The 23,419-nt window shown below is 41.6% G+C and carries 22 protein-coding genes; 9 read left to right on the forward strand and 13 right to left on the reverse strand.

Translation table 11 applies throughout. The annotated features are described in order from the left end of the window. Positions 1 to 89: 89 nt before the first annotated feature. The 8 genes from PQ461_RS11800 to PQ461_RS11835 form a co-directional block, all read right to left on the reverse strand. Positions 90 to 593 carry a hypothetical protein gene (locus PQ461_RS11800; protein ID WP_274205720.1) on the reverse strand — a complete coding sequence of 168 codons (504 nt, stop codon included), beginning with the start codon at positions 591 to 593 and terminating at the stop codon, positions 90 to 92. Between the two features lie 264 nt (positions 594 to 857). Next, positions 858 to 1,034: a hypothetical protein gene (locus PQ461_RS11805; protein WP_274205721.1), complete on the reverse strand. Its 177-nt coding sequence runs from the start codon at positions 1,032 to 1,034 to the stop codon at positions 858 to 860. A gap of 12 nt (positions 1,035 to 1,046) precedes the next feature. After that, complete coding sequence (locus tag PQ461_RS11810) at positions 1,047 to 2,414, reverse strand: serine/threonine protein kinase (RefSeq protein WP_274205722.1); 1,368 nt, start codon at positions 2,412 to 2,414, stop codon at positions 1,047 to 1,049. Positions 2,415 to 2,421: 7 nt separating this feature from the next. After that, a complete protein-coding gene (locus tag PQ461_RS11815) occupies positions 2,422 to 3,204 on the reverse strand; it encodes an FHA domain-containing protein (protein ID WP_274205723.1) in 783 nt (260 codons plus the stop codon). A 13-nt stretch (positions 3,205 to 3,217) separates the two neighbouring features. Next, entirely contained in the window at positions 3,218 to 7,369 is a 4,152-nt protein-coding gene (locus PQ461_RS11820) for an FtsW/RodA/SpoVE family cell cycle protein (protein ID WP_274205725.1), read from the reverse strand. After that, positions 7,370 to 8,845 carry a PP2C family protein-serine/threonine phosphatase gene (locus tag PQ461_RS11825; RefSeq protein ID WP_274205726.1) on the reverse strand — a complete coding sequence of 492 codons (1,476 nt, stop codon included), beginning with the start codon at positions 8,843 to 8,845 and terminating at the stop codon, positions 7,370 to 7,372. 63 nt (positions 8,846 to 8,908) lie between these two features. Beyond that, positions 8,909 to 9,862 carry a hypothetical protein gene (locus tag PQ461_RS11830; protein ID WP_274205727.1) on the reverse strand — a complete coding sequence of 318 codons (954 nt, stop codon included), beginning with the start codon at positions 9,860 to 9,862 and terminating at the stop codon, positions 8,909 to 8,911. A 42-nt stretch (positions 9,863 to 9,904) separates the two neighbouring features. Then, positions 9,905 to 11,305 carry a serine/threonine-protein kinase gene (locus tag PQ461_RS11835; RefSeq protein WP_274205728.1) on the reverse strand — a complete coding sequence of 467 codons (1,401 nt, stop codon included), beginning with the start codon at positions 11,303 to 11,305 and terminating at the stop codon, positions 9,905 to 9,907. Positions 11,306 to 11,445: 140 nt separating this feature from the next. Between PQ461_RS11835 and PQ461_RS11840 the strand changes: the two genes are divergently transcribed. The 6 genes from PQ461_RS11840 (at position 11,446) to PQ461_RS11865 (ending at position 18,271) form a co-directional block, all read left to right on the forward strand. Then, on the forward strand, positions 11,446 to 12,495 hold the full coding sequence (locus PQ461_RS11840) for an acyltransferase (protein ID WP_274205729.1): 1,050 nt from the start codon (positions 11,446 to 11,448) through the stop codon (positions 12,493 to 12,495). Positions 12,496 to 12,562: 67 nt separating this feature from the next. After that, on the forward strand, positions 12,563 to 13,798 hold the full coding sequence (locus tag PQ461_RS11845; RefSeq protein WP_274205730.1) for a nucleoside recognition domain-containing protein: 1,236 nt from the start codon (positions 12,563 to 12,565) through the stop codon (positions 13,796 to 13,798). 12 nt (positions 13,799 to 13,810) lie between these two features. After that, positions 13,811 to 15,859, forward strand: a complete 2,049-nt coding sequence (locus PQ461_RS11850; protein WP_274205731.1) for a S9 family peptidase — start codon at positions 13,811 to 13,813, stop codon at positions 15,857 to 15,859. A 153-nt stretch (positions 15,860 to 16,012) separates the two neighbouring features. Beyond that, on the forward strand, positions 16,013 to 16,417 hold the full coding sequence (locus tag PQ461_RS11855) for a hypothetical protein (RefSeq protein ID WP_274205732.1): 405 nt from the start codon (positions 16,013 to 16,015) through the stop codon (positions 16,415 to 16,417). Between the two features lie 3 nt (positions 16,418 to 16,420). After that, on the forward strand, positions 16,421 to 16,828 hold the full coding sequence (locus tag PQ461_RS11860; protein WP_274205733.1) for an OsmC family protein: 408 nt from the start codon (positions 16,421 to 16,423) through the stop codon (positions 16,826 to 16,828). Between the two features lie 333 nt (positions 16,829 to 17,161). Continuing rightward, positions 17,162 to 18,271 carry a mechanosensitive ion channel family protein gene (locus PQ461_RS11865; RefSeq protein ID WP_274205734.1) on the forward strand — a complete coding sequence of 370 codons (1,110 nt, stop codon included), beginning with the start codon at positions 17,162 to 17,164 and terminating at the stop codon, positions 18,269 to 18,271. Here the strand turns inward: PQ461_RS11865 and PQ461_RS11870 are convergent. Then, positions 18,258 to 18,743 carry a DUF4126 family protein gene (locus PQ461_RS11870; RefSeq protein ID WP_274205735.1) on the reverse strand — a complete coding sequence of 162 codons (486 nt, stop codon included), beginning with the start codon at positions 18,741 to 18,743 and terminating at the stop codon, positions 18,258 to 18,260. The genes PQ461_RS11865 and PQ461_RS11870 overlap by 14 nt on opposite strands. A 161-nt stretch (positions 18,744 to 18,904) precedes the next feature. Between PQ461_RS11870 and PQ461_RS11875 the strand changes: the two genes are divergently transcribed. After that, positions 18,905 to 19,456 carry a hypothetical protein gene (locus PQ461_RS11875; RefSeq protein WP_274205736.1) on the forward strand — a complete coding sequence of 184 codons (552 nt, stop codon included), beginning with the start codon at positions 18,905 to 18,907 and terminating at the stop codon, positions 19,454 to 19,456. A 50-nt stretch (positions 19,457 to 19,506) separates the two neighbouring features. On the opposite strand, the gene PQ461_RS11880 is transcribed toward PQ461_RS11875, so the two are convergent. Beyond that, the gene (locus PQ461_RS11880; protein ID WP_274205737.1) at positions 19,507 to 19,812 is read right to left on the reverse strand and encodes a hypothetical protein; all 306 of its coding nucleotides are present in this window, start codon (positions 19,810 to 19,812) and stop codon (positions 19,507 to 19,509) included. A 28-nt stretch (positions 19,813 to 19,840) separates the two neighbouring features. After that, positions 19,841 to 20,206, reverse strand: a complete 366-nt coding sequence (locus PQ461_RS11885; RefSeq protein ID WP_274205738.1) for a SpoIIAA family protein — start codon at positions 20,204 to 20,206, stop codon at positions 19,841 to 19,843. 125 nt (positions 20,207 to 20,331) lie between these two features. Here PQ461_RS11885 and queG point away from each other — a divergent pair, with 125 nt between their 5' ends. Beyond that, positions 20,332 to 21,267 (forward strand): tRNA epoxyqueuosine(34) reductase QueG, encoded by a 936-nt coding sequence (gene queG, locus PQ461_RS11890; RefSeq protein WP_274205739.1) that lies wholly within the window; start codon positions 20,332 to 20,334, stop codon positions 21,265 to 21,267. A gap of 16 nt (positions 21,268 to 21,283) precedes the next feature. Here queG and PQ461_RS11895 read toward each other — a convergent pair whose 3' ends face one another. Further along, the gene (locus tag PQ461_RS11895; protein ID WP_274205740.1) at positions 21,284 to 21,940 is read right to left on the reverse strand and encodes a 3-oxoacid CoA-transferase subunit B; all 657 of its coding nucleotides are present in this window, start codon (positions 21,938 to 21,940) and stop codon (positions 21,284 to 21,286) included. A gap of 76 nt (positions 21,941 to 22,016) precedes the next feature. Beyond that, complete coding sequence (locus PQ461_RS11900; RefSeq protein WP_274205742.1) at positions 22,017 to 22,733, reverse strand: CoA transferase subunit A; 717 nt, start codon at positions 22,731 to 22,733, stop codon at positions 22,017 to 22,019. A 146-nt stretch (positions 22,734 to 22,879) separates the two neighbouring features. Between PQ461_RS11900 and PQ461_RS11905 the strand changes: the two genes are divergently transcribed. Then, positions 22,880 to 23,389 (forward strand): hypothetical protein, encoded by a 510-nt coding sequence (locus PQ461_RS11905; protein ID WP_274205743.1) that lies wholly within the window; start codon positions 22,880 to 22,882, stop codon positions 23,387 to 23,389. The last annotated feature ends 30 nt before the right edge of the window (positions 23,390 to 23,419 follow it).

Raw genomic sequence — 23,419 nt, forward strand, 5'->3', positions numbered from 1 at the left:
CGGAAAGTTGTTTGATCTAATGCCATTGTTACAAAACAAAAAAGGCGATTTGCTGAATGCAAACCGCCTTTTTCACTAATTAATTAACCTTATTTAATTTGTTTGTAGAAATAAATGTTAGCGTTTGGAGATACGCGCACAAGGATTTCTTCTTTATCGTTTTTCAAGTCAACAAAGTAGTTTACAGGTCCGTTGTCGCCAATTGTTAAGCGGTCAAGGCTGCTGTAAGAAGGATCATTGTTTTCATATTTAATGATCTCGCCTACTTCATAACCAGGGTATTTAGCAGCAATCTCTTTACGTGCAGATGTTGATAATTTTTTATAAGCAATAGCTTGGGTTGTACCCAGGAATTGGCCACGGTTATCATAAAAAGCAGTCATTTTAACATCGTCAATTACGAAATCTGCTTTTTGACCGTTAGCAGTTGCAGACCAGGTAACGTTTTCAGCATCGGCAAACTGTGAGTCGAACTGGTTTAAGACCTGATAAGAAACTTTGTTTGAGTTTGAAGTATTTTTAGTGCTTTCAACAGCAAAAGCACCAGTACTCATTGTTACAGCTACGGCTGCGGTTAAAATCAATTTTTTCATTTTCTTAATTTTTAAATCCGCAACAAATTTATACTCAAAATGAATATTATTCAAATAAATTTTATTTTTTATGATAATTTAATAATTTATAAGTCTTTATTTGAACTTTTGTAAAAATCAAGTCAATGCTTAGTGTATTTTTTACAATATGATAAAGATTTTTGCAAATACTTATTGTAAAAAATACACTAAGTAAAAATCAGCATTTTTGAAACTAAAAAAGCCATTGCGGTTACAATGGCTTAAAAAAAATATCGTTGGCGTTTATTTTACACAAAGCACCTTTTGCTTTACAGGCTTAAGAGATGCAGCCCTTGAAGGTTCGTTGCATTTGCCTAACAAGGTGTAAATAATAATAAAAATGACAATAGTAGACAGGCAGCCACCGCCAAGTTTTTTAGCACCCCAGGCAGCAATTAATGCGCGGAAAAATTTATTCATAAGTAGTTTCAGTTAAAAGATCCCTAAAAATTTCTTTCGTTTTTTAGGTTTAACATACTGCTGCCCATTTTGCTTGCGCCCATTAGTAACTTTTGTACTGTCTGACATCATTGAAGCCCTTATTGCCTCCTGCGCGCGCCTTGCCGCAGCTGCATTACGTATCATACGCTCATTAATTGCCTGCGTTTTGGCAAGCTTGGCTTTTACATTAGCAACAGAATCGCGCAGAATGGCAATTTTATCATCTTTCTGGCTTGCTGAACGGTTAGCCGATAAAGCAAACAGCAATAATAGCAGCATAAAAAATACCATACTAAATACTGCCACTTTGCTCAACCTTACACCCGAAGGTTTGGCATACTCGTTATTTAAAGGCGGGTTTAATAAGGTTCCCCTTGTAGTATTATCATTTGCTACAGCATTCAGTTTCTGTTTTAACAAATTGTTTTCGGCTTGTAACTCGGCATTAGTACCTCCGTTGAGGCTTTGCATGGCAATAACATCGTGCAGTGCAACACCATCTGGGTAACGGCCTTCAGGTTTTTTCTCCAGGCAACGCTTTATAATGTTTAGTAACCAATCGGGCACCTGCATTTCGCGCTCTTTCTTCTCTTCCGACCAATCTTGCGGTAGGTTTTGCCGTCTTAAAGTCAGCAGATCGGGCACAGGGCTTTCCATATGCTGCAGCATTACATTGTTTCTGCCTGTTTCACTGCTGCCATTTAAAGGGAACGGGACCTGGCCTGCAAGTAACTCAAACAGGACAACCCCAAAACTGTAAACATCCGTTTGATAAAGCATCTGGCCCTGATTTTGCTCAGGTGCCATAAATTCAATTGCCCCCGCATGGCGCATACTACTACGGCGCTGCTCGTCAGACATTACAGCCAATCCAAAATCTAACAGCACATAATTACCTGTCTGTATATTAAATTTTACGTTGTTGCTTTTTATATCGCCGTGCCTTACCCCTACACCGTGACAATGGCTTAAAGCACATGCCAGCTGATCGGCAACTTTGATTGTTTCCTTAATGGTGAAAACCTTTCCGTGAGGTGGTTTTAACAACTCTTCCAGATCAGGACCGTCGATATATTCCATCTCGATAAATGGAAATGAACCACTCTCTGTAATCCCTGAATTAAGAATTTTTACCACGTTAGGATTAGGTACTTCGTTTACTTTTTTAAGCTTTTCAACCTCGTTTAAAAAGTTACGGTAGTTGCTGTCGTCAGGGCTTTCATTATATATGGGCGTAGGTATCAGCTTTACCGCTGTAATAATTGCCCCTGTACGCCGTGCCTTATACACCGATCCCTGGCCGCCTGTACGCAGCGCACCTAAATTTTCTAATCCTTCTGTTATGGTAAAAACTTTCACTTATTAATTACATTGATGGCTTGAAACTGAATTCTATAACAGCCGATTCACCTAAAATAACCTGATCCCCTTCCTGTAACCGGTGCCCTATTTGGGTAGAGTTAAGCTTGATCAGGTTTTCATCATTAACAGACCTGATTTTAATTTTGTTTCCGGGTGGTACACCGCCTTCATCGGCGAAGATCATAAAGCTATCATGCTCGTCGCTCCACTCGATATGGGCATGTTGCCTGCTGATATATTTATTACTTTCGTTTGCAGCATCACCGGGAAAAGCGATTTGGTTGATCCTGAAAAAACCGTCCTTTACTTGCACCTTACGCTCACGGCCGATGTTCACCTTTGAATCATCCGAATGAAGCTCATACTGTTCTTTTTCAGCTTCGCCGGCTAATACCCGCACATAAGCCGTATAAGACTTTTGTATCACGTGCTGCTTGGTGCGAATAAACAAAGCCGCAGGAAGATTAGCAACCTTGATTGCCTCAGACGGCAACTCCTCAACAAAGTTGGTATCCAGCGCCCAGCCAGAAGGCAATGCTAAAGCATAATCATCAGCAATGCGTTGTATTTCCTGCTTAAACTGATCAGGTTGTTCTACCCCTATCGCAGCTTCGTATAAATGGCGGTCTTCTGGCAAACAGGCAATAAACAATTGCAAACCTTTAATGGCATCACCTTCGCCTTCCATTTTTTGCAATTGGTCTTTTACAAATCGCAATAAAGCATCACGCAAACCTTTAACATCGGTTGGGCGTTCGTTCGAATTACTTTTAAACAGGTTGAACATAACTTCTCATATCTTATTGTTGTGCCGATGTATCTGGTTGTTCATCAGCAGGTTCCTCAGTTTTTATAATTGTTTTAGCTGGCTTTACAGCACTTGCAACTGCTTTGTTAGCTAAAATACTTTTTATGTAGCCTTTCTTTAGCAGTATGGGCACAATGTCTTTCCCGGCAAGATGCACCGCATTTGATGAGCCTTTGGTATTTTCAATACGGATACATGTTACAATGGTACCCTTACCATCGGCCTTTGGCGCAAAGAACACATACCACCCATCATTGATCTGTTCGCCCTTCCAGATACGCTCGGGCGTACCGGTTTTACCAGCGACGTTTAATCCCAAGATCCACGCTTTTGGTGCGCTCTGCTCAATCATGTATTGCGTAATAAGCTGTGCATATTGCGGGTTATTAGCCAGATCAGCGCTTTTATGTACCGCTGTAACCGAATCGCTTACTTTAAGAACGTAACGATTAGCCATTAAAGTACCGTGATTAGCCACTCCGGAAACAAGTCGTGCAACGGAAGCGGGTGTAGCAATCAGTTCGCCCTGTCCCCAAGCCATACCGGATATGCCCTTTGCCCGTGTTTTACGGATGTTATTAGGATCATAAGGCGGCTTGGTTTTAAATTCTGTTTTGCGCCATAGTTCCCGCCATTTTTCTTCTTGTTTAATATTATCCGGCTTTTTACCATAGAAGTACCCGCCTACACCGTGCAGAAACATACCTGTCTTCATATACAACGTCGCCATATCTTCCTGCAAATGTTCCTCATTGGCCAGTTTTATAAAGTAAACGTTATTGGATTTGGCAATAGCGCGTTCCATGGTAATTAATCCTGTTTCGTCGGGCTCAAAACCTTTTGTACGAATACGCTCAAAGCTTTGTACTTCAAACTTGCGGTCGGCAGCGGCAATGCCCAGTTTATTAAATGCAGCCATAGAAGTAAGCACCTTAGCTGTTGAACCCGGTGGCGTAGCGTAGGTAAAGCCTAAGTCAGTAGTGGTCATCCAATACGGTAAGGTATTTTGCTCCGATTGACTCATGGTCAGTTGATCCCAGTTACGTACAGGCGGTAAAGGATAAACAGCTGATGCCAGTACATCGCCGGTTTCGGCTTCCATTACGACCACTGATACCCGGTTGTTTTTCACAGAATCGTCCGCAGCAAGTGATTGTTGTATATTGGTTTGTAACGAAGCATCCATACTAAGCTGAACATTACGGTTACGCTTTTTGAAGGCTTCAACATCGGCGCTGTTGATACCGGCTAAGAGTAACGGTGCAATGGCGCTGTAATCAGTTTTGGCAACCGTCATTTCCTTTACATTTCTTGGCAGAAAGCGGTCTTCCTGGAAACGGGATGCCGTTACGTTAAAGCTGGTTACAGGCGTTTTAAAGCCACGCAATTCTGCGGCGTGTTCATATTCGGCAAAGTAACCGTTAGTGCTGCCATTGAATACACCCGTATTTTCATCGCCCACCCAAAAGAACATCTGCTCTTCAAAAGGGTAATAACGGTCTAAACGTTTGTGCGTGGCCGAATCCAGATTATAATTCTGTATGCCCGCATTGCTGAGCATCTTTATCTGCTTACGGATCAGCTCGGGATTACTGGTTGCTAATACCAAGCCATTACGGTCATACAATGACCCTGCCTGTAGCTTGTTCATTAATATAGCAATGCGCGGATTGTAACTAAACATACGCGCACCGCTTTTATCGGCAACAAGTGCAGGTTGTACCACCCATTTTTTATTGTTGAATAAATATTTTGAAACGCTCAACGTCAGCAATACTAAACCAACGCAAGCGGCCAGTAAGGCAGGTACCAGGTTTTTGTCCTGCTTTTCGGCAATGTAAGTCATCTGTACCGGTGTACCCTTAACCCTTGATGCTGATAGCAGGAAACCTACTGCTACAAGATTTGCCACCAATGATGAACCACCATAGCTTTCAAATGGCAGGGAAACACCTGATAATGGTAAAGCCCCAACGGAGCCGCCCGCAATCAGCAAAAATTGCACAAACGTACAAATACCTATGCCCGCACATAAATAGAATAAAAATGGCGTACCCGTTTGTCGCCCGATATTTATCGCGCGGTGGAGGATCATCAGGAACAGGATGAAGATGCAAACGATCCCTGTCCAGCCAAACTCTTCCCCGATTGATGGCAGTATCATATCTGTATGCGCTTCAGGAATGGTTTTGGCAAAACTTTCGCCAGCCCCTTGCCCGGTAACACCACCTGCCGACATAGCCCATAAACCGTTAGCTACCTGATCGCCGCCATATACTTCGTTGTTCCAAGGGTCTTGCCAAATAGCTTTACGTTCTTTTAAACGCTGAACCGGTCCTGCAAAATACTGATCAAGATGCGGGATCTGATCAATCGTCAGAAATGCCATCATGATTATCAGCGTCATGATTGCTGATTCACTTAGTTGCCTGCGTTTGTAAAGCATAAACAGCGCAATGACAGCTCCGGCTACAAGTGTAGACAACCAGATATTTTTAAGCAACCATATAGAAAGCACATACAACACCACAGATGCAGCCATAAAAGTAAAGTCGCCGCGGGAGAAGGAGAAAAGAATGATGAAGGTAAAACACACCACCATTGCAGGTCCTAAATCGCCCAATATCAGGAACAGCATCAGCGTGGCCAAAATAGCCAGCAAGGCAAAACCGAAAAATGTAAGGCGTTTTTTAAATGTAGGGTACTCGCTGATAAAGCGCTCATTTGCGGCAAAGAACCCCGCCAGAAACAATACTACCAGATATTTGACAAACTCACTCGGCTGAAAGCCAAAAAGATTAACCCTAACACCGCTACCTTCGGGGCCTGTACCAAATTTAACCAGCATAGCCAGCAAACCAATTGCAATAACAATCCAGGGCCAGCCATTGGCAGCACTGTTGGTGTTTTTAAATACAAACAAGCGGTATAAAGAAGCGTCCGGATTAAACCTGCGTACATTAAAAGCCTGGATAACCAACAAGGCAACCATGCCCAAAGCAAAATAATTAAGTGTATCGCGTGCAAGGAAACGGTCGCGCAATGGATCCTGAATACTTAGTAGTGCTAAAAACGAAAGCCCGGTTAATATCATGATCAATGGCAGCAAAAGCTGATCTGCTTCAGCAAACCAAACGCTCATGATGATATGCACGATCAGAAATGCCGCGAAAAAACATCCGGCAATGATCCAGTACCATTTATTAAAATCCTGCGGAGTGCGGATAATCAGCGATTTCTCTTTCTTCAGAATATTAAAATCACGGGTAGGTAAAAGTTTGACGGTATGTGGCGCTTGCTGGAAAGTGAAGGAAGCATCTTCTGTAAGCTCTGTTACACCCTGTGAACGCCCAAACTGGTAGCCCGGTTGCAATGGCAATAACTGGAATGCCTTACCATCCGGCAGGTTTTTAAATGCAAACTCACCTTGTGCGTTAGTCCTTGCGTAAGCAGTAAGTGATTGCAAATGCTTTTGCTTAGCAGAATCTAATGCGAAAATCTTTTTTACAGTGTTGCTGCTATCGGTAAATGTCTGCGGTTCTCCGTCGTCGTTATCTGTGCTGATACTATCCTGGGGTAAAACTAATCTTAGCCTTACCAACACACCCGCAACAGGTTCTTTTTTATTAAGTACCGAACCACTAATGCTGTAATGCCCTATGGCCAAATCATTTGCATCTGCGATTTGCGGCGGATGGTTACGTTCCTGTACAAAGCGAATAGAATCGTCGCCTGTGTAGCCTAATAAAACCCTGGAAGCCTCTACCCTTTTCCTGAATGATTCACCACCTTTTTCAAAAGCTTCATCGGCGTTTACAAAAAACTGCTTTTTGTTTAGTTCGCCAATATTGTCAAATGTTTCACCCGGTCTTATGCGGTCAGCAACTACCGATTCGATCAGGTCAATATCTTTTTTATCATCAAAATAATAGCCTTTTCCTAATAAGCGCTTTACTTGTGCGGCAGGTCTTTTGGCATTAAGATTAACCATGGTACCATCCTGCAAACGGCTATTTACATCTGTAAAGTTGCGTTGCAATACCTGGTACAATTCGAAGAACAACAAGCCAAGCACAACGGTTGCCAGCAGCAGGAAAAGCCTCTCTTTTGTTCGTGAAGGTTTTTGAGGTAGATGTTGTTCCATTTATTTCTTTGAGGTGGTACTTGTTGTATCGGTTTTAAATACTGTTGATGGCAACCAACCGGTTATACTTTTCCCCTGCGGTGTACTGAATGAAACCTGCACAGGCATTTTGCAATTGCTAAACTTTACGCCACGCAGCACAAGGTTATTATTGTAAGAACCAATCGCCGTTTCAAAGCCATCAAAACTTACATGGTAAAAAACGACTACCTTGTTTTTGTCAGATAAATGGAACGCGGGGCCTTTGAACGCTGAATCGGCTTTAAAAACGATATTTCCTTTACCCTTAATATATAAGGTGTCCTTAGCGATACTGATAGTGCTATCTATAGCAATCGGAGTTTTATAAGCCGTGTCAGACAGATTTAAAGTATCACCTTTTAATGAAGCTATCTGGCTCATCAATTTTTGCTGACTTGCACTTAAAGTTTTTGCCGCAGTAGTGTCTTTAGGGGCTACGCTTCCTTGTTGTGAAACTGGTTTACCTTTCAGATATAACCAAACAGTAGAACCTAAAAACAACAGGCACAACAATGTTAGTATCGTAACCACTCCTTTATTATTAGTGTTTTTAATAACGTGGTTATCAATAACTGGCTCCTCCTCTTCTACTGTGCGATGATTTTCAGGCTCGGGTTCTGAAGATGGTTTACTTTTAGGCTCAATTGCTGCCGGCATTACTGCATTTTGACGGGCAGGTGACTTATCATTTTTAACCAGTACCGCGGTAATATTATCGTGCCCGCCATTATGGTTAGCCAGGTTAACCAGGTTTTTGGCTTTTTCTTTTAATGAATTTGGCGCGGCTAAGATCTCAGTCAGATCGTGCTTATTTACCATATCGGTAAGGCCATCGCTGCAAAGCAACAGCAAATCACCCGGTAAAAATGGCGAGGTACCTGTCTCAACATAATTCTGCTGATCGCGGACATTGGATTCAAAGCCAAGCGCTTTGTTAATTTCATTACGTTTTGGATGACCCATCGCCGCCTCTTCGGTTAGCCTGCCGCTATCTTCCAGGAAACCCACGAAAGAATGGTCGTTTGTAAGCTTTACTAATGATCCGTCGCGAAACAAATACAAACGTGTATCACCAATATGACCGTAATACAACTGGTTGTTTTCTACATCGGCTACTACCAGCGTACAAACACACGCCATACTTTCCAGCTTTTTATCGGCTATGCGCTCCTGGAAAATATTATCATTGGCAACAAGAAATGCCTCATCTATGGCTTTCTCAATATTGTTTAATTTGCCATCCAGTTGCTCGATCAATGTTACGCGGGCAATGCCTGCTGCAACCTCGCCGCCCGAGTAGCCTCCAACCCCATCTATGGCAGCAGCAATGATGTACTTACCGTCAGATGTAGGCTGGGCAATGTAAGCATCCTCGTTATTACTACGCTGCTTACCAGTATCTGTTATTCCAAAATAGTTTTCAGCCATTACGTTTTCCCGAACTTTTAATATCATTAAAATGCGCTGCCAGTAACAGCACACATACCACAAGCAGGCCTATTGATAAAATATGCGACATCAGCTTTTGAAAATATTAATGCCTACAATACCGTTTAAAATAATGCGAGAGTTATAAGGCAATCCTATCCATTGTGGTGAATTGATATCGCTTGCCGGTACTTCATTTTCATTAATCATTGTTTTTTCTCCGAAAGAAGCTACATATAGATTACCATCGGCTGTATTAAAACGGATCTGCAAATGCGGACTGTTCACCCACTCAGATGGTATCTTAAACAGGTTGTCTTCTTCGCGGGTATCTTCGCTGCCCGAAACAATAATATCTTCATTACGCATCAGGTATTCAACCTTTTTACCGCTGAACTGTCTGTCGGGCAATATGGTCTCCAGCCTTGCATAGGTTTTAACATCCTTTTGCTGTTGTGCAGGCTCGTCTTTAAACTGCAACTTATCTTCATAAGGCAACTCGTAATAACCCTCGCTGTAATAGGTAAAGTCTTTTAGCACTTCCTGGCTCACGTCAAAGGTTTGTGCGATACCCGTTTGTCTTGGGATAAATGTTACACGCAGGTTTTCTTCTTTTTTATTGCTTTCGGGAAGCAGCTTACCAATGAAGCCTTTATCACCTTTGCTATACTGCGGGTTTGATACCAGCCTGAACACCCATTTTGAACTTGACGGAGCTACCGTTTTACCCTGTGCCCGGTATTCATTTAGAACCTCGTAAAATTTCTTCACGCATTCGTTAACAATAAGGCCGAAGATTCCTTGTTTGTTATCCATAAATTCGCGGTAGTCCTGCGTGCTGAAGATGATAATAAACTCGTGGTAAAATACTACCCTATCGGCAAATGAAAGCTGGGCAATGGAATCAGTGAACTTTTGAATGATGTATTTATAAACATCATCGGGTGTAAGTGCATCAGGTATTTTGATCTTGCCCTGACCGGCATTAGTTAAAAACCAATCTTGTATGCCGAGGCGTTCCCAAAAGTTAGGTTTCGATTCCATCAAGTAAATTATATAATCTAAATTTAAATCATTCCTTCAACATCATAATTCAGATGATGTTTGCAAAGCTTGTGTTTGATCGTTGTTTGCATCTCCCTGTTCAGGGTTAACCGGAGTTGTATTTGTTGTATCTGTCTGTGGCTTTATGCTGGTGTCAGGCACATTGTCCGGTTGTTGTTTAGCAGGCTTTATTTTTTGCGTATCATTAGTGCTATCTGGGTTTTGATTTACAGGATTCTGTCCAAGCGGCACACCATTATCTCCGATAGAATTAGTCTTGTTTGCGGTATCGCTTCTTACTGAATCTGTAAACGTGCTATTTTTGTTGGGATCTACATGATTATTCTTATAGAATAAGGTATAATAACCCGCCATAACCATTGAGCTGACCAGCAAAATGATCATCAAAATAAAAAGAGGCTTTGATATCTGCACATTTGACGACTGATCTTCCATTGCCGCATTTTTGGCAATAGGATCATAAAGCAAGGCACGCAAACGTTCGTTTTCTGCCTGTAGTTCACCATTGGTAGCGCCAGAAATACTCGACTTATTTATGGCATCATGAAGGGCTATTCCATTAGCATAACGGCTTTCCGGATTTTTAGCCAGGCAAGTATTAATCAGCCTTACCAGCCAATCAGGCACCAGCATTTCGGTAGCCTTTTTTTCATCACTCCAAGTGGCAGGTAAGTTCCTTTGCCTCAACGATAGTAGATCCGGAGGCATTTCCTCAATGTGTTTTAACCGTACAGTGTTCCTGGCATTCTCGCTGTTATCTGTTAATGGGAAAGGCACCTGCCCTGCCAGTAACTCAAACATCACTACACCATAGCTGTAAATGTCCGTTTGAAAAAGCATTTGCCCATCGTTTTGTTCAGGTGCCATAAACTCTATAGCACCTGCATTACGCACACTGCTGCGGCGCTGCTCGTCAGACATGATAGCCAATCCGAAATCAAGCAATACATAATTGCCCGAATGGATATTAAATTTTACGTTATTGCTTTTGATGTCGCCATGTTTAACACCTACTTTATGGCAGTGGCTTAGCGCACACGCTAACTGATCAGCAACTTTAATAGCCTCTTTAATGGTGAAAATTTTATCGTGAGGCGGCTGCAATAGTTCTTCCAGGTCAGGGCCCTCAATGTATTCCATTTCAATGAAAGGAAACGAACCGCTTTCGGTAAGCCCCGAGCTAAGTATCTTTACCACATTAGGATTAGGTTCCTGATTAACCTTTTTCAGTTTTTCAACCTCATTCTGAAAACGGCGGAAGTTTTTATCATCCTCGCTTTCATGGTAGATCGGCGTGGGTATTAGCTTTACTGCCGTCATGATAGGGCCAACGCGGCGGCCTTTATATACAGACCCTTGTCCACCGGTGCGTAAAGCCCCCATGTTTTCCAAACCCTCGGCTATTGTAAAAACTTTACTCATTGTTACCCTTTTTCAGCTAATATAGTTGTATCAACTCACATTTAAGTGTTTTGTTTAATTGGATTTTAATAGCCTGATATACATTAAGATTGAATTTACATAAAAGCTTTTGACTTTACGCTAAACATTATCTTTGCCCGATGTCATCGGCGCAAAAGCAAACTTTAGAATGGATCAGCAATCTGCGTTTTCTTGCTTTAATAGCTGTTATTATATTGCACACTACTTCTGTTTTGCTGATGCGATATGGCAAAGTGCCAATTGGCGACTGGCTAATTGCTGATGCTTTTAATGCGATGGTACGCTTTGCAGTACCCGTGTTTGTGATGATTACCGGTGCGCTAAATCTGGGTAAGGAATATGAACTTTCTGATTTCTTGAAACGCCGGCTGCTGCGCATAGTAACTCCGTTTATATTTTGGAGCTTGGTTTATGTAGGCTATTCCTGGTATAACGAAGACATTGTTTTTGACAAAGGCACGTGGGGTAACATTAAACTTGTACTGCACCAACTTAAATATGGCAGTTCGTATCATTTATGGTATGTGTATACGCTTATCGGTCTGTATCTATTTATACCCGTAATAGGCAAATTTGTAAGAGCCGCAAGCAATAAAGAGCTGATATACTTTTTGATTGTATGGATAATAGTTATCACTTTTAATCAGCCTTATTTAAACAGGTATAAGCCTCAAATTGAATTACGATATTTTGAAGGGTACCTCGGCTACCTTGTACTGGGCTATTACCTTACTAAAATTAATATTAACATCAACCGGTTTAACCTGCTGATGCTTTGTGTGTTTATATTGATGGTTGTTTTGATTACAGTGTGCACCTATTTGATTACAAAAAACTTTTATACTAACACCACCCTATTTTATGAACCATTAGGCCCATTTGCCGTAGTGCTTTCCGGCAGCATCTTTTTAGCAATTCGTTACAGCAAACCACACTTGCCTGCCTGGATGCAAAGAATAAGAGACTTTACAGGTCAATACGCCTTCGGCATCTATTTAAGCCATGCTTTGATCCTTTATCTGCTTGATCTTTGGCTTAATATCACTTATAAATTCGCTAACCCGCTAATCAGTATTCCAGCAACGGCCTTGTTATGCCTGATCTTATCTACTGTGCTAACCTGGCTTTTAAACAAGATTCCGTTGATAGGCAAACACATTGGCGGCTGATACGTAATTGACATTTTAAGAATGCAAATCAAACAAAAAAGCTAAATTCAAACTCTCAAATTATCGCATGGCTTTAAATTATATCTGGATCGCGTTTTTTGTAATAGCATTTGTAGTAGGACTGGTAAAACTGATATTTTTAGGTGATACCGAGATTTTCAGGCTAATGGTTGAAGGCTTGTTCGATACTACCAAAGCCTCTGTTATGGATTTTGCACTTCCGCTTGCCGGTACAATGGCGTTCTGGTTAGGTATCATGAACGTTGGCGAAAAAGCCGGAGCTATCAATTTGCTATCGCGCATAGTAGGTCCTTTCTTTAGCCGCCTGTTTCCAGAAGTACCTAAAGATCACCCTGCTAATGGCGCCATGCTGATGAATTACTCTGCCAACCTGCTTGGCCTTGACAGTGCTGCTACTCCACTCGGTATTAAAGCAATGGCAAGCCTGCAAGAGCTAAACCCCGATAAAGAACGGGCATCAAATGCACAGGTAATGTTTATGGTGCTGCATGCATCGGGCCTTACTCTGCTGCCGGTTGGTGTCATAACTCAACGGTTTATATTACATTCCAAAGATCCCAGTGATATCTTCATTCCGATTATCATAGTTACTTATGTATCAACCTTAACCGGACTGATCCTTGTTGCCATTAAACAACGCATCAACCTGTTCGATAAGGTGATACTGGCCTGGTTGGGCGGGCTTACTTTGTTTATCGGTGGTGTGGTATATTATTTTGCCGAATACTTATCCAAGTCACAGATTGGCGAAGTATCAAAGGTATTCAGCAACGTTATGATGCTGGCTATACCTACCATATTTGTAATAGGCGGCTTGTATAAGAAAGTAAACGTTTTTGAAACCTTTATTGAAGGTGCCAAAGGCGGTTTTGAAACGGCTATTCGCATCATTCCCTATTTAGTGGGCTTACTGGCTGCTATCAGTTTGATACGTACCTGCGGTGTGCTCGACTGGATCACCGAAGGTTTCCGTTACATCTTCCATTTATTTTTGAACGATACCCGCTTTGTTGACGCACTGCCGGTTGTATTAATACGCCCAATGAGCGGACAAGCCGCCCGCGCCATGATGATTGTTTTAATGAAGCCCAATCCCGATAACTTTATCGGTCATTTAGCCAGCGTTCTTTATGGCTCATCAGATACCATATTTTATATTGTTGCGCTTTACTTTGGTTCGGTAGGGATTAAAAAAACAAGGTATGTGGTACCTATCAGCTTGTTCGGCGATCTGGTGGGTGTAATTGTCGGGATTTTTATTTGCTACTTATTCTTTGGTTAATCTTCATATTACATGAAAAAATATTTTTATCTGTTACTTTCAGGCATGACTATCTTAAACGCCTCTGCTCAAACTAAACAAACAATGACCCCTGAACTGCTTTGGAAACTTGGCCGTTTAGGCGATGTAAAACTTACTGCTGATGGGAAACATTTGGTTTATGGTGTTACACATTACAACATGACCGAAGCCAAGTCTGAGGCTAAACTATATACCATCCCGGTTAGTGGCGGGCAGGCAACTGAACTAACCAAAGAACCGGGCAGCCGCTCCCTGATGAATACGCTACCAAACGGTAAGATCATGTATTTCTTTGATGATAACATCTGGGAAATGGATGCCGATGGCAGCAATGTGGTAAAGGTTACGGCTAAACCATTGACTGATGCAGACAATGTTCAGATTTCTCCAGACGGCAAAAAGATCATGTTCACACGTGAAGTGTTAGTGGTAAAAACACAGGGCAAAGACCGTTATGCTGATTTGCCAAAATCAAACGCCTATGTATTTACCGATTTAAACTACCGCCACTGGGATACCTGGGAAGACGGTAAATTTTCGCACGTGTTTGTAGCCGATTATGCAAACGGGGTAATCAGTAATGAGAAAGACATTATGCCTGACCAACCGTATGATTGTCCTCAAAAACCAAGCGGCGGTGCTGAAGATTTGATTTTTAGTCCCGATAGTAAAAGCATTATTTATGTGTGCAAGAAAAAATTTGGTAAAGAATATGCCCAAAGCACCAATACCGACTTGTACCACTATGATATAGCCAGTGGCGAAACTAAAAACGTTACGCTTGGCATGATGGGTTATGATACCCAGCCCGCCTACAATAAAACTGGTACTAAACTGGCTTGGTTAAGCATGAAAGAAGATGGTTACGAAGCTGATAAAAACGATATCATTCTTCAGGATATAAAAACAGGTAACAAGGTAAATCTTACCGAACAGTGGGACGAAACGGTATCATCTTTCAAATTCAGTAATGATGGCAACCGAGTTTATTTCATTGCTGTTAAAAATGGCACAGAGCAATTATTTATGGTTGACCTGCGCTTACGTTTAGCACCAGGATCGCCACAGGCCATCAGGCAAATCACCAAAGGCCAATGGGACGTTACAGGTATTGCTGCCGAAGCTGCAAACACTTTATATGTTACCCGTACTGATATGAACCATGCGGCTGAGCTTTACGCTGTTAATGCCACAGGTGGAATGGAGCAAATCACTGCTGTAAACAAAGCCACTTACGATAATTTAGCTACAAGTCCTGTAGATGAGCGCCATATCAAAACTACTGATGGTAAGGATATGCTGGCTTGGGTAATCTATCCGCCTAATTTTGATCCTGCAAAGAAATACCCAACCCTTTTATATTGCCAGGGCGGGCCGCAGTCGGCATTGTCTCAATTCTATTCATTCCGATGGAATTTTCAACTAATTGCAGCTCAAGGCTATATTGTTATAGCGCCTAACCGCAGGGGTATGCCGGGGCATGGCGTTGAATGGAACCGCGCTATAAGTGGTGACTGGGGCGGCCAGCCGATGAAAGATTATCTTGCTGCAATTGATGATATCTCAAAAGAGCCATATGTAGATAAAAATCGCTTAGGCTGTGTTGGTGCAAGCTATGGTGGCTATTCGGTGTATATGCTGGCAGGCATCCACAACAAACGCTTTAAAACCTTTATTGCACATGACGGACTTTTTGACCTTAAAAGCTGGTATGGCACAACCGAAGAACTTTGGTTTGCTAATAAAGACATTGGCGGCAATTACTGGGATAAAGACAATAAAACCGCTGAACGATCATACGATAAGTTTAATCCAAGCAATTATGTAGGTAAATGGGACACGCCTATCATGATCATTCAGGGTGGTAAAGACTACCGTGTGCCTATTGAGCAAGGACTTGAAGCTTTCCAGGCGGCGCAACTACGCAATATTAAATCGAAATTGCTGTACCTGCCCGATGAAAACCATTGGGTAACCAAACCACAAAACGCCCTTGTTTGGCAGCGTGAATTTTTTGCATGGTTAAAGGAAACCCTTTAGGTTTAAAGTAGCCATTGGATTTATCATTGGTAATAGTTATATGGTTTATTTTTATTGGGTACGGTTAACATCCCTGTATTTAAACAGTATAAATCATCTATAATTTTTATTAAATATATTTTTTAAGTCAGTTAGATAACAGATATTTAATGAATGGAAAATAAGTATCTTGAGAGTAAAGCTGTAAAAAAGAAACGTGCTTTAACCGGTGTTTGGCTGGTCATATTGGGCATTTTACTTTTTGCTTTTATCATTATCAAGTTTGCCATAAACAACGGCATGAATATCGGTTCACGGGGCTTGCCATCAGAAAAAGATGCTTATGGGGTAGCTAAAGAATTTTTAAAAGACGACTCGCGGGGTGAAAACGTAAGTTTTCCTGATGATGGGTTTTCTTTTGGCAAACACGGCGACTCTGTTTATGTAGTAAGGGCTACTTATGAGCAAAGCCTTGATGATGGCAATAAAAAATCGGAAAACTTTACAGTTACCATGAAATACAGAGGCGGCCCCGCCGATGATAAATCTGCATGGGATTTACTTAACATTGTAAAGTAGTTTATGGAAATCGAACAGGAATCATTAGGTACAGCCAGAGCTGTTACCGGTCGCACACAATATCAAACCGTTATCACGAGTGACGGGCATGCAATTATAGTTGATGAACCAGAGGATGCAAATGGCTCAGATACCGCAATTGCTCCGTATGGATTGCTGATGTCGAGCCTGGCCAGTTGCACATCCATCACTTTACGCATGTACATCGACCGTAAAATGTGGATCGTGGATGAAATAACAGTTGATGTGGAAATGATAAAGGTGGAAGGAGGAACGTTATTTAAAAGAAAGCTAAACTTTAAAGGCGACCTTAATGAAGAACAAAAACACAGGCTTATTCAAATTGCTGACGCCTGCCCTATTCACAAGATCCTGGTTGGCGGCATAATGGTGGATACCGAACTGGCATAAAAAAAGCATGGCAGAATTTTAGTTCCGCCATGCTTCAATCACTCTAAAACAATCACCTCTAACTTTAGAAGTCTCTTTATAACGATGATAGAAATTATTTTCTATCGGTTAATTCTCTTTATGTGTCAAAGATACACAATAATTAAAAGTGTAAATTTTAATTTATTGTATTTTACGCATTCCTGACATTGAGTGTCCAAATGTCTTTTTGTATCAGACAATTTATTAACGGCACTTTCCCATTAAAAATTGTATAGAAGATTTACTTTTTGATAAAAACATTTTTTCTCTTTCGGGCTTTTCAGTTAAATGAGATTACCACCTGATTTGCTCATGATTTCTGACCAGATGCCGCATTGGTTATGGAATCTTATACTTGCCGCAATAGCAATTATTTTAGGCCTGCTGATTAAATGGGGCATTACCCGCTTTCTTAGTTATTATGCCAAACAAAAACAGGAGTTACTCACCTACTCTTTCTTCAGGTCATTCGTGGCGCATTTGGGCATGCCCGTAGCCTATTTCATACCGCTGTTCTTCCTCAATCTGGCTTTACCGCTTATGCAGATGAACAGGCTGTATTATGACCCATTGGATAAAGCGGTGGATATCTTCATCACACTGGCATTTGCCAATTTGCTGATCAATGGCATAAGGGTACTGGAAGACTATGTGTTCCACATGTATGATCTTAACAAAACAGACAACCTAAAAGAGCGTAAGATCAGGACACAAATCGTATTCATACGTAAGCTTATCATCGCTGTAATTGTCTTCATAACCATTGCCATAATATTGCTCAGTTTTGAGAATATGCGTAAAATAGGTACCGGTTTGCTTACAGGTGTTGGTGTAGGTGGTATTATCGTCGGCTTTGCAGCACAGAATTCTTTAGGCAACTTGTTGGCAGGCTTCCAGATCGCGTTTACACAACCTATACGTATTGATGACGTACTGGTGGTTGAAGGCGAATGGGGACGTGTGGAAGACATTACTTTAACTTACGTGGTACTGCGTATTTGGGACCAGCGGCGTTTGATTTTACCCATCAATTATTTTATAACCAAACCATTCCAAAACTGGACGCGTATCTCAGCTGACATCCTAGGCACCGTATTCCTGTACATGGATTATACCGTTCCGTTAGATAAAGTACGCGAGGAATTTGACCGCCTGATATCAGATCATAAGCTTTGGGACGGAAAGGTAAAGGTTGTACAGGTAACGGATGCTAAAGACAAAGTGATTGAGATACGTTGCCTCATGAGTTCGCGTAATTCTTCAGATAGTTTTGATCTGCGCTGCGATATCAGGGAACATATGATCGCTTATATTCAGAAAAATTATCCTGAAAGTTTACCAAGGTTGCGCACGGCATTCAGCAAGTCCGATGCACCGGAAGTAATCACCGGACTTGAAGAAAATAATGTTAAGCCGCAGTAGCTAAACCTGCTGCGCTGCCAAATACAAGCGCATCTTCGATAATGCCTACAACAGGGTCTATCAGATGAGATCTTTTCACTGTGGTTTTACGCGCAAAGAAACTTACAAAGGTTGATGCAATAGCCGATGCGCCGCCAAGTAAACCACCTGTAATCGCATTTTCTCCGGCTGCTTTGTAAATACTTGCGCCGGATAGCGCTCCGGCTACACAACGTGATACCAAAGCAGTAGCTTTTATACGGTTTGGAGCCGAAGGAATTTTATCGCCTAATAATTCAGACACGGCTAATACCTTTAAAACAGTAGCTACTTTTTCGGACTGGATGAAATTCAGCGGCGTACCTTCCAGGTTTTTGGAATGATGGTGGCTTAATATGTGACTTGTGATTGCAGGTGCCGACATAGAGCGCATGCCTGCCAATGTGCCCAGGCTTATTGCCTGCCAAAATGGTTTTGATATTTTGAGTGCCATATATATATTTTTAGTTGGTTATGTTCTGATTTAACCCGGTGGTTAATAAGTTGTTTTATGGACAATGACATCATCCATACTTTAATGATAATTTATTCCGTCGTTGTAAAAATTAAAAATCAATACTTAATAAATATTGTTGCACATTAAAACATTACGCTATGAGAATTAAACAGGAAAACACTTTAGGCGAATTAGGGAGCGCAATTGGCAAAGGCCTTTTAGCCGGACTTGCAGGTACTGCTGCCATCACTATTTCGCAAATGATAGAAATGAAAATAACCAAGCGCGAACCAAGCGACGCTCCTGTTAAAGTGGTATCGCAGGTGGCTGATATTCAGCCAACCGATGATGAACAGAAAGAAAAAGTTAGCCAGGAGATACACTGGGCATACGGATCAGCGCTTGGAATTTCAAGAGGTTTAATTGCCCTTACAGGTTTAAAAGGATTGCCGGCTACAGCCTTACACTTCGGTGTGGTTTGGGCAACAGCATTGGTAGTACTTCCTAAATATAAAGCAGCGCCGCCAATTACCGAAGAAGAACCAAAGTCAATTGCTATTGATGCATTGCACCATGCAGTTTATGCAACTGCGGCAGGTTTCACTTATGATGCACTTGATGCAGGCGGCCGTCACGAACGTAAGTTTAACAGGTTAGTGAAACAACTACGTTTAAAGGGTGTATTAAACAAATTGAAACACACTATCTAATCTTAAAATATAAGATAAAAAAATAGCCGCTTAATACGGCTATTTTCATTTTATAGGTTTTCCCCACTCGGCCCCTGGCCTTTATTTGATGAGGTTTCAGTTACCGGCTGTTCTGCTGATGAGTTAGTTACCGGTTGTTCTCCGGATGGCCCTGGCTCACCGTTATCATGGTCGGGTGTAACTGTAGGCACAAGTACATCATCCGGCTTATCCTGAACGTTTGGTTCATTGCCTTGCTGTATAGAAGCATCGCCGGTGTTGTCTCCTAATGTATCATCATCCTTTTCAGTATTACTGTTGTTGGCGATATCCTTTTCATCTTTAGGGTCCTGCACATTTTCGTTCTCTGGTATCATGGTAGTATGTATTTAAAGGTTAATAATATTATTGTTCTGAGATCCACTTAACAGCCTCGTCCAGCTGATTAAGCGGAAAGCCTTTTGATTTTCCCGGAATGAAAAACCTGAAGATGTCACTGAACCACTCCACACTTTTCTGGTCACTTACTACTGCTATTTTGTTCCACTTAGTGAAGTTTTTGACACCCACTTTAATATCGTCAAACAATGCTCCGGCTGTAAAATTCTGCACCTCTGTTTCTAATACAAGCAGGTAATTGATCTCTCCCTGGCGTTTTACCAGATCATCAATTTTGGGGGCCAGTACATTTTCTATATCGTCTTTGGTTACCTCACCAATGGCATGTATGCCCACTACATGTTCAGGTAAGTCATTAATAAATTGAAGCATATCAGTTTTAGTCTGGTTACCTTTATTCAACAGTTTAACAACCTTTGTGTTTGCCTTTAATTAATTATATCTTCATATAACTTAACTCATTGTTAAATTTTACATTGTGTATCTTTGTATCCTGAATGGATAACCGGCTGGCATATAGCAACCTGATTAAGGCAGAAGCGCAAAGGCTTGGCTTTATATTTTGCGGTATATCAAAGACTGAATTTCTGGAGGAGGAAGCACCACGACTGGAAAAATGGCTAAAAGCCGGTATGCATGGCGAAATGAAATACATGGAAAATTATTTTGACAAACGCCTTGACCCTCGGCTGCTGGTGGATGGCGCAAAATCAGTGATTTCCCTTGGATTGAATTATTATACAGACAACATTCAGGCTGATCCTTCTGCTCCTAAAATTTCTAAATATGCTTATGGCAGCGATTATCATCATGTAATTAAAGACAAGCTTAAACAACTGCTTGCTACTATCAATGAGCAGATTGGCGAAGTTGGCGGACGGGCATTTGTCGACTCAGCTCCGGTACTTGACAGGGCCTGGGCTAAAAAATCCGGTTTGGGATGGATTGGTAAAAACTCCAACCTGATCAGCAAGCAAAAGGGATCTTATTTCTTTTTAGCAGAATTGATGGTTGATATAGAACTGGCTTATGATGTTGCCCCTGCGGCCGACCATTGCGGCACCTGCACCAGATGTATTGATGCCTGCCCTACCGATGCCATTGTAGCACCGCAGATTGTTGATGGCAGCCGCTGTATATCTTACCTTACTATTGAATTAAAAAACGAAATACCTGCTCATTTCCAGGATAAAATGGACGGCTGGATGTTTGGCTGTGATGTTTGCCAGGATGTATGCCCCTGGAATAAATTTTCCGTATTGCATCAGGAGCCTGCCTTTCAACCACACCCCGATCTGCTGGATATGACCACCCAAGAATGGCACGAAATTACAGAAGATGTGTTTAGAAATGTATTTAAAAACTCTGCTGTAAAACGTACAAAATTTGACGGGCTTAAACGCAATATCAACTTCCTCAAAAAGGAATTATAAAGCGTTAAATTTAAATCTAAAAGGCCATTTCAGGCACATCATCTTCAATTACCAGTTTTCCGGCAGTAGTATTCTTAATTTCTTCTACACTTATGCCCGGCGCTCTTTCCAAAAGTTTGAAGCCACCTTCGGGCAAAACATCAAGCACTGCAAGTTCGGTTACTATTCTTTTTACGCAATTAACCCCTGTAAGCGGCAAAGTACATTTGGGTAATAATTTCGACTCGCCCGCTTTATTGATATGCTGCATGGCAACAATTATATTTTCGGCAGAGGCCACCAAGTCCATCGCACCGCCCATACCTTTCACCATTTTGCCGGGTATTTTCCAATTGGCAATATCACCATTTTCAGAAACTTCCATCGCACCTAAAATGGTAAGGTTAACTTTTTTAGCGCGGATCATTCCAAAACTCATTGCCGAATCAAACACAGCGGATCCTGGTAACATGGTTATCGTTTGCTTGCCAGCGTTTATGGTATCAGCATCTTCTTCACCATCAAACGGAAATGGCCCCATCCCCAATAACCCATTCTCAGACTGCAAAACTACATCCATGTTTTCCGGGATATAATTTGCCACAAGCGTAGGTATACCTATTCCAAGATTTACGTAATACCCGTCTTTTATCTCGCGCGCTATGCGTTGCGCTATTTGTTCTTTACTCAGCATAAATCAATTTTATAATTTGGTTATTTGATGATTTGATGATTCGCCTGAGACTGATTTTGAACTTGAATATTAATTATCAAATTTTCAAATCCTTTGAATTATCAAATCTGGTGGTTCTTTTTTCTATGCGTTTTTCGTAATCCTTACCCTGAAATATCTTATGAACGTAAATGCCAGGGGTATGTATATGGTCAGGGTCAAGCTGGCCCGGTTCAACCAATTCCTCTACTTCGGCAATGGTAACCTTACCAGCCATCGCCATTACCGGATTAAAATTTCTGGCTGTTGAACGGTAAACCAAATTACCCATGGTATCGCCTTTCCAGGCTTTTACAATAGCAAAATCGGCATCAAAAGCCATTTCCATCAGGTAGTCCTTACCGTTAAAATTTCTTATTTCTTTTCCTTCAGCTATTTCGGTGCCTATACCTGCAGGTGTGAAAATAGCCGGCATTCCATAGCCTGCGGCCATACAGCGGGTAGCCAGAGTTCCCTGTGGTATCAGTTCCACTTCAAGTTCGCCGCTTAAAAGCTGGCGCTCAAACTCGGCATTTTCACCCACGTAAGATGATATCATTTTGCGCACCTGCCGTTGTTTCAGCATCAAGCCTATACCAAAATCGTCTACACCGGCATTGTTAGATATACAGGTCAGATCCTTTACACCGCTTTTTACTAAAGCTGCTATACAATTCTCAGGCAAACCGCATAGCCCGAAGCCGCCGAGCATTAAAGTCATGCCGTCGTTTATGCCTTTGATCGCTTCTTCAGCATCTTTTACAACCTTATTCATGAAAAGAAATAAATATATAATTGGTACGGCTAAGGTATAAAATTTAGTGCGATGTCGTTTATTGTTTTGCCCGAAGTGATATAGTTATTGCCGCAAACAAAAACAGGTTCACATAGCTTTATTATAGTAATTAACTATTTAAAACTATGGCACTTGATAATAACAACGAGCTGGATCAAGGCTCAGAAAATAATAAACCACATGGTTACCACGTGGAAGACGATAACAATCTTGAAGAAAAAGATTTGAAGCGAAACTACCTTTTTGGTAGCAGCGAAGATGCAGATGCGAACCAACCAGGTATGGAAGGTGAGGGTTATGGCGGTCATAATTTTGGCAAAACGGTGGTAACAACTTCGGGGGACGACCCTGCAAATCCATCACAAAATGCAGGCAGTACTAACCCTTACTTTAAGCGCACGGAACCATCTGAAGAACATCCGGAAAACAACAACTTTAAACCCGGAGAAGTAAACGAATATAGGGAAGGTACTGCTGATTATGATGGTGGTACTTCATCAGGCGGCCGCGACTATGTTAAAGGTAGTGATGAAGCTAATGAAGATCAGCACAAAGCAGGTCAGCAAGCGCAAACACAGCCTGGCAAAACTACCTACAACAATGAATACGGTCAGCGCGACAATGAAAATGAATAATATCGCTTTGCTAAATATGGAGCAAATAAA

Origin of the sequence: Mucilaginibacter sp. KACC 22063 (assembly GCF_028736115.1) — a bacterium.
Lineage (GTDB): Bacteria > Bacteroidota > Bacteroidia > Sphingobacteriales > Sphingobacteriaceae > Mucilaginibacter.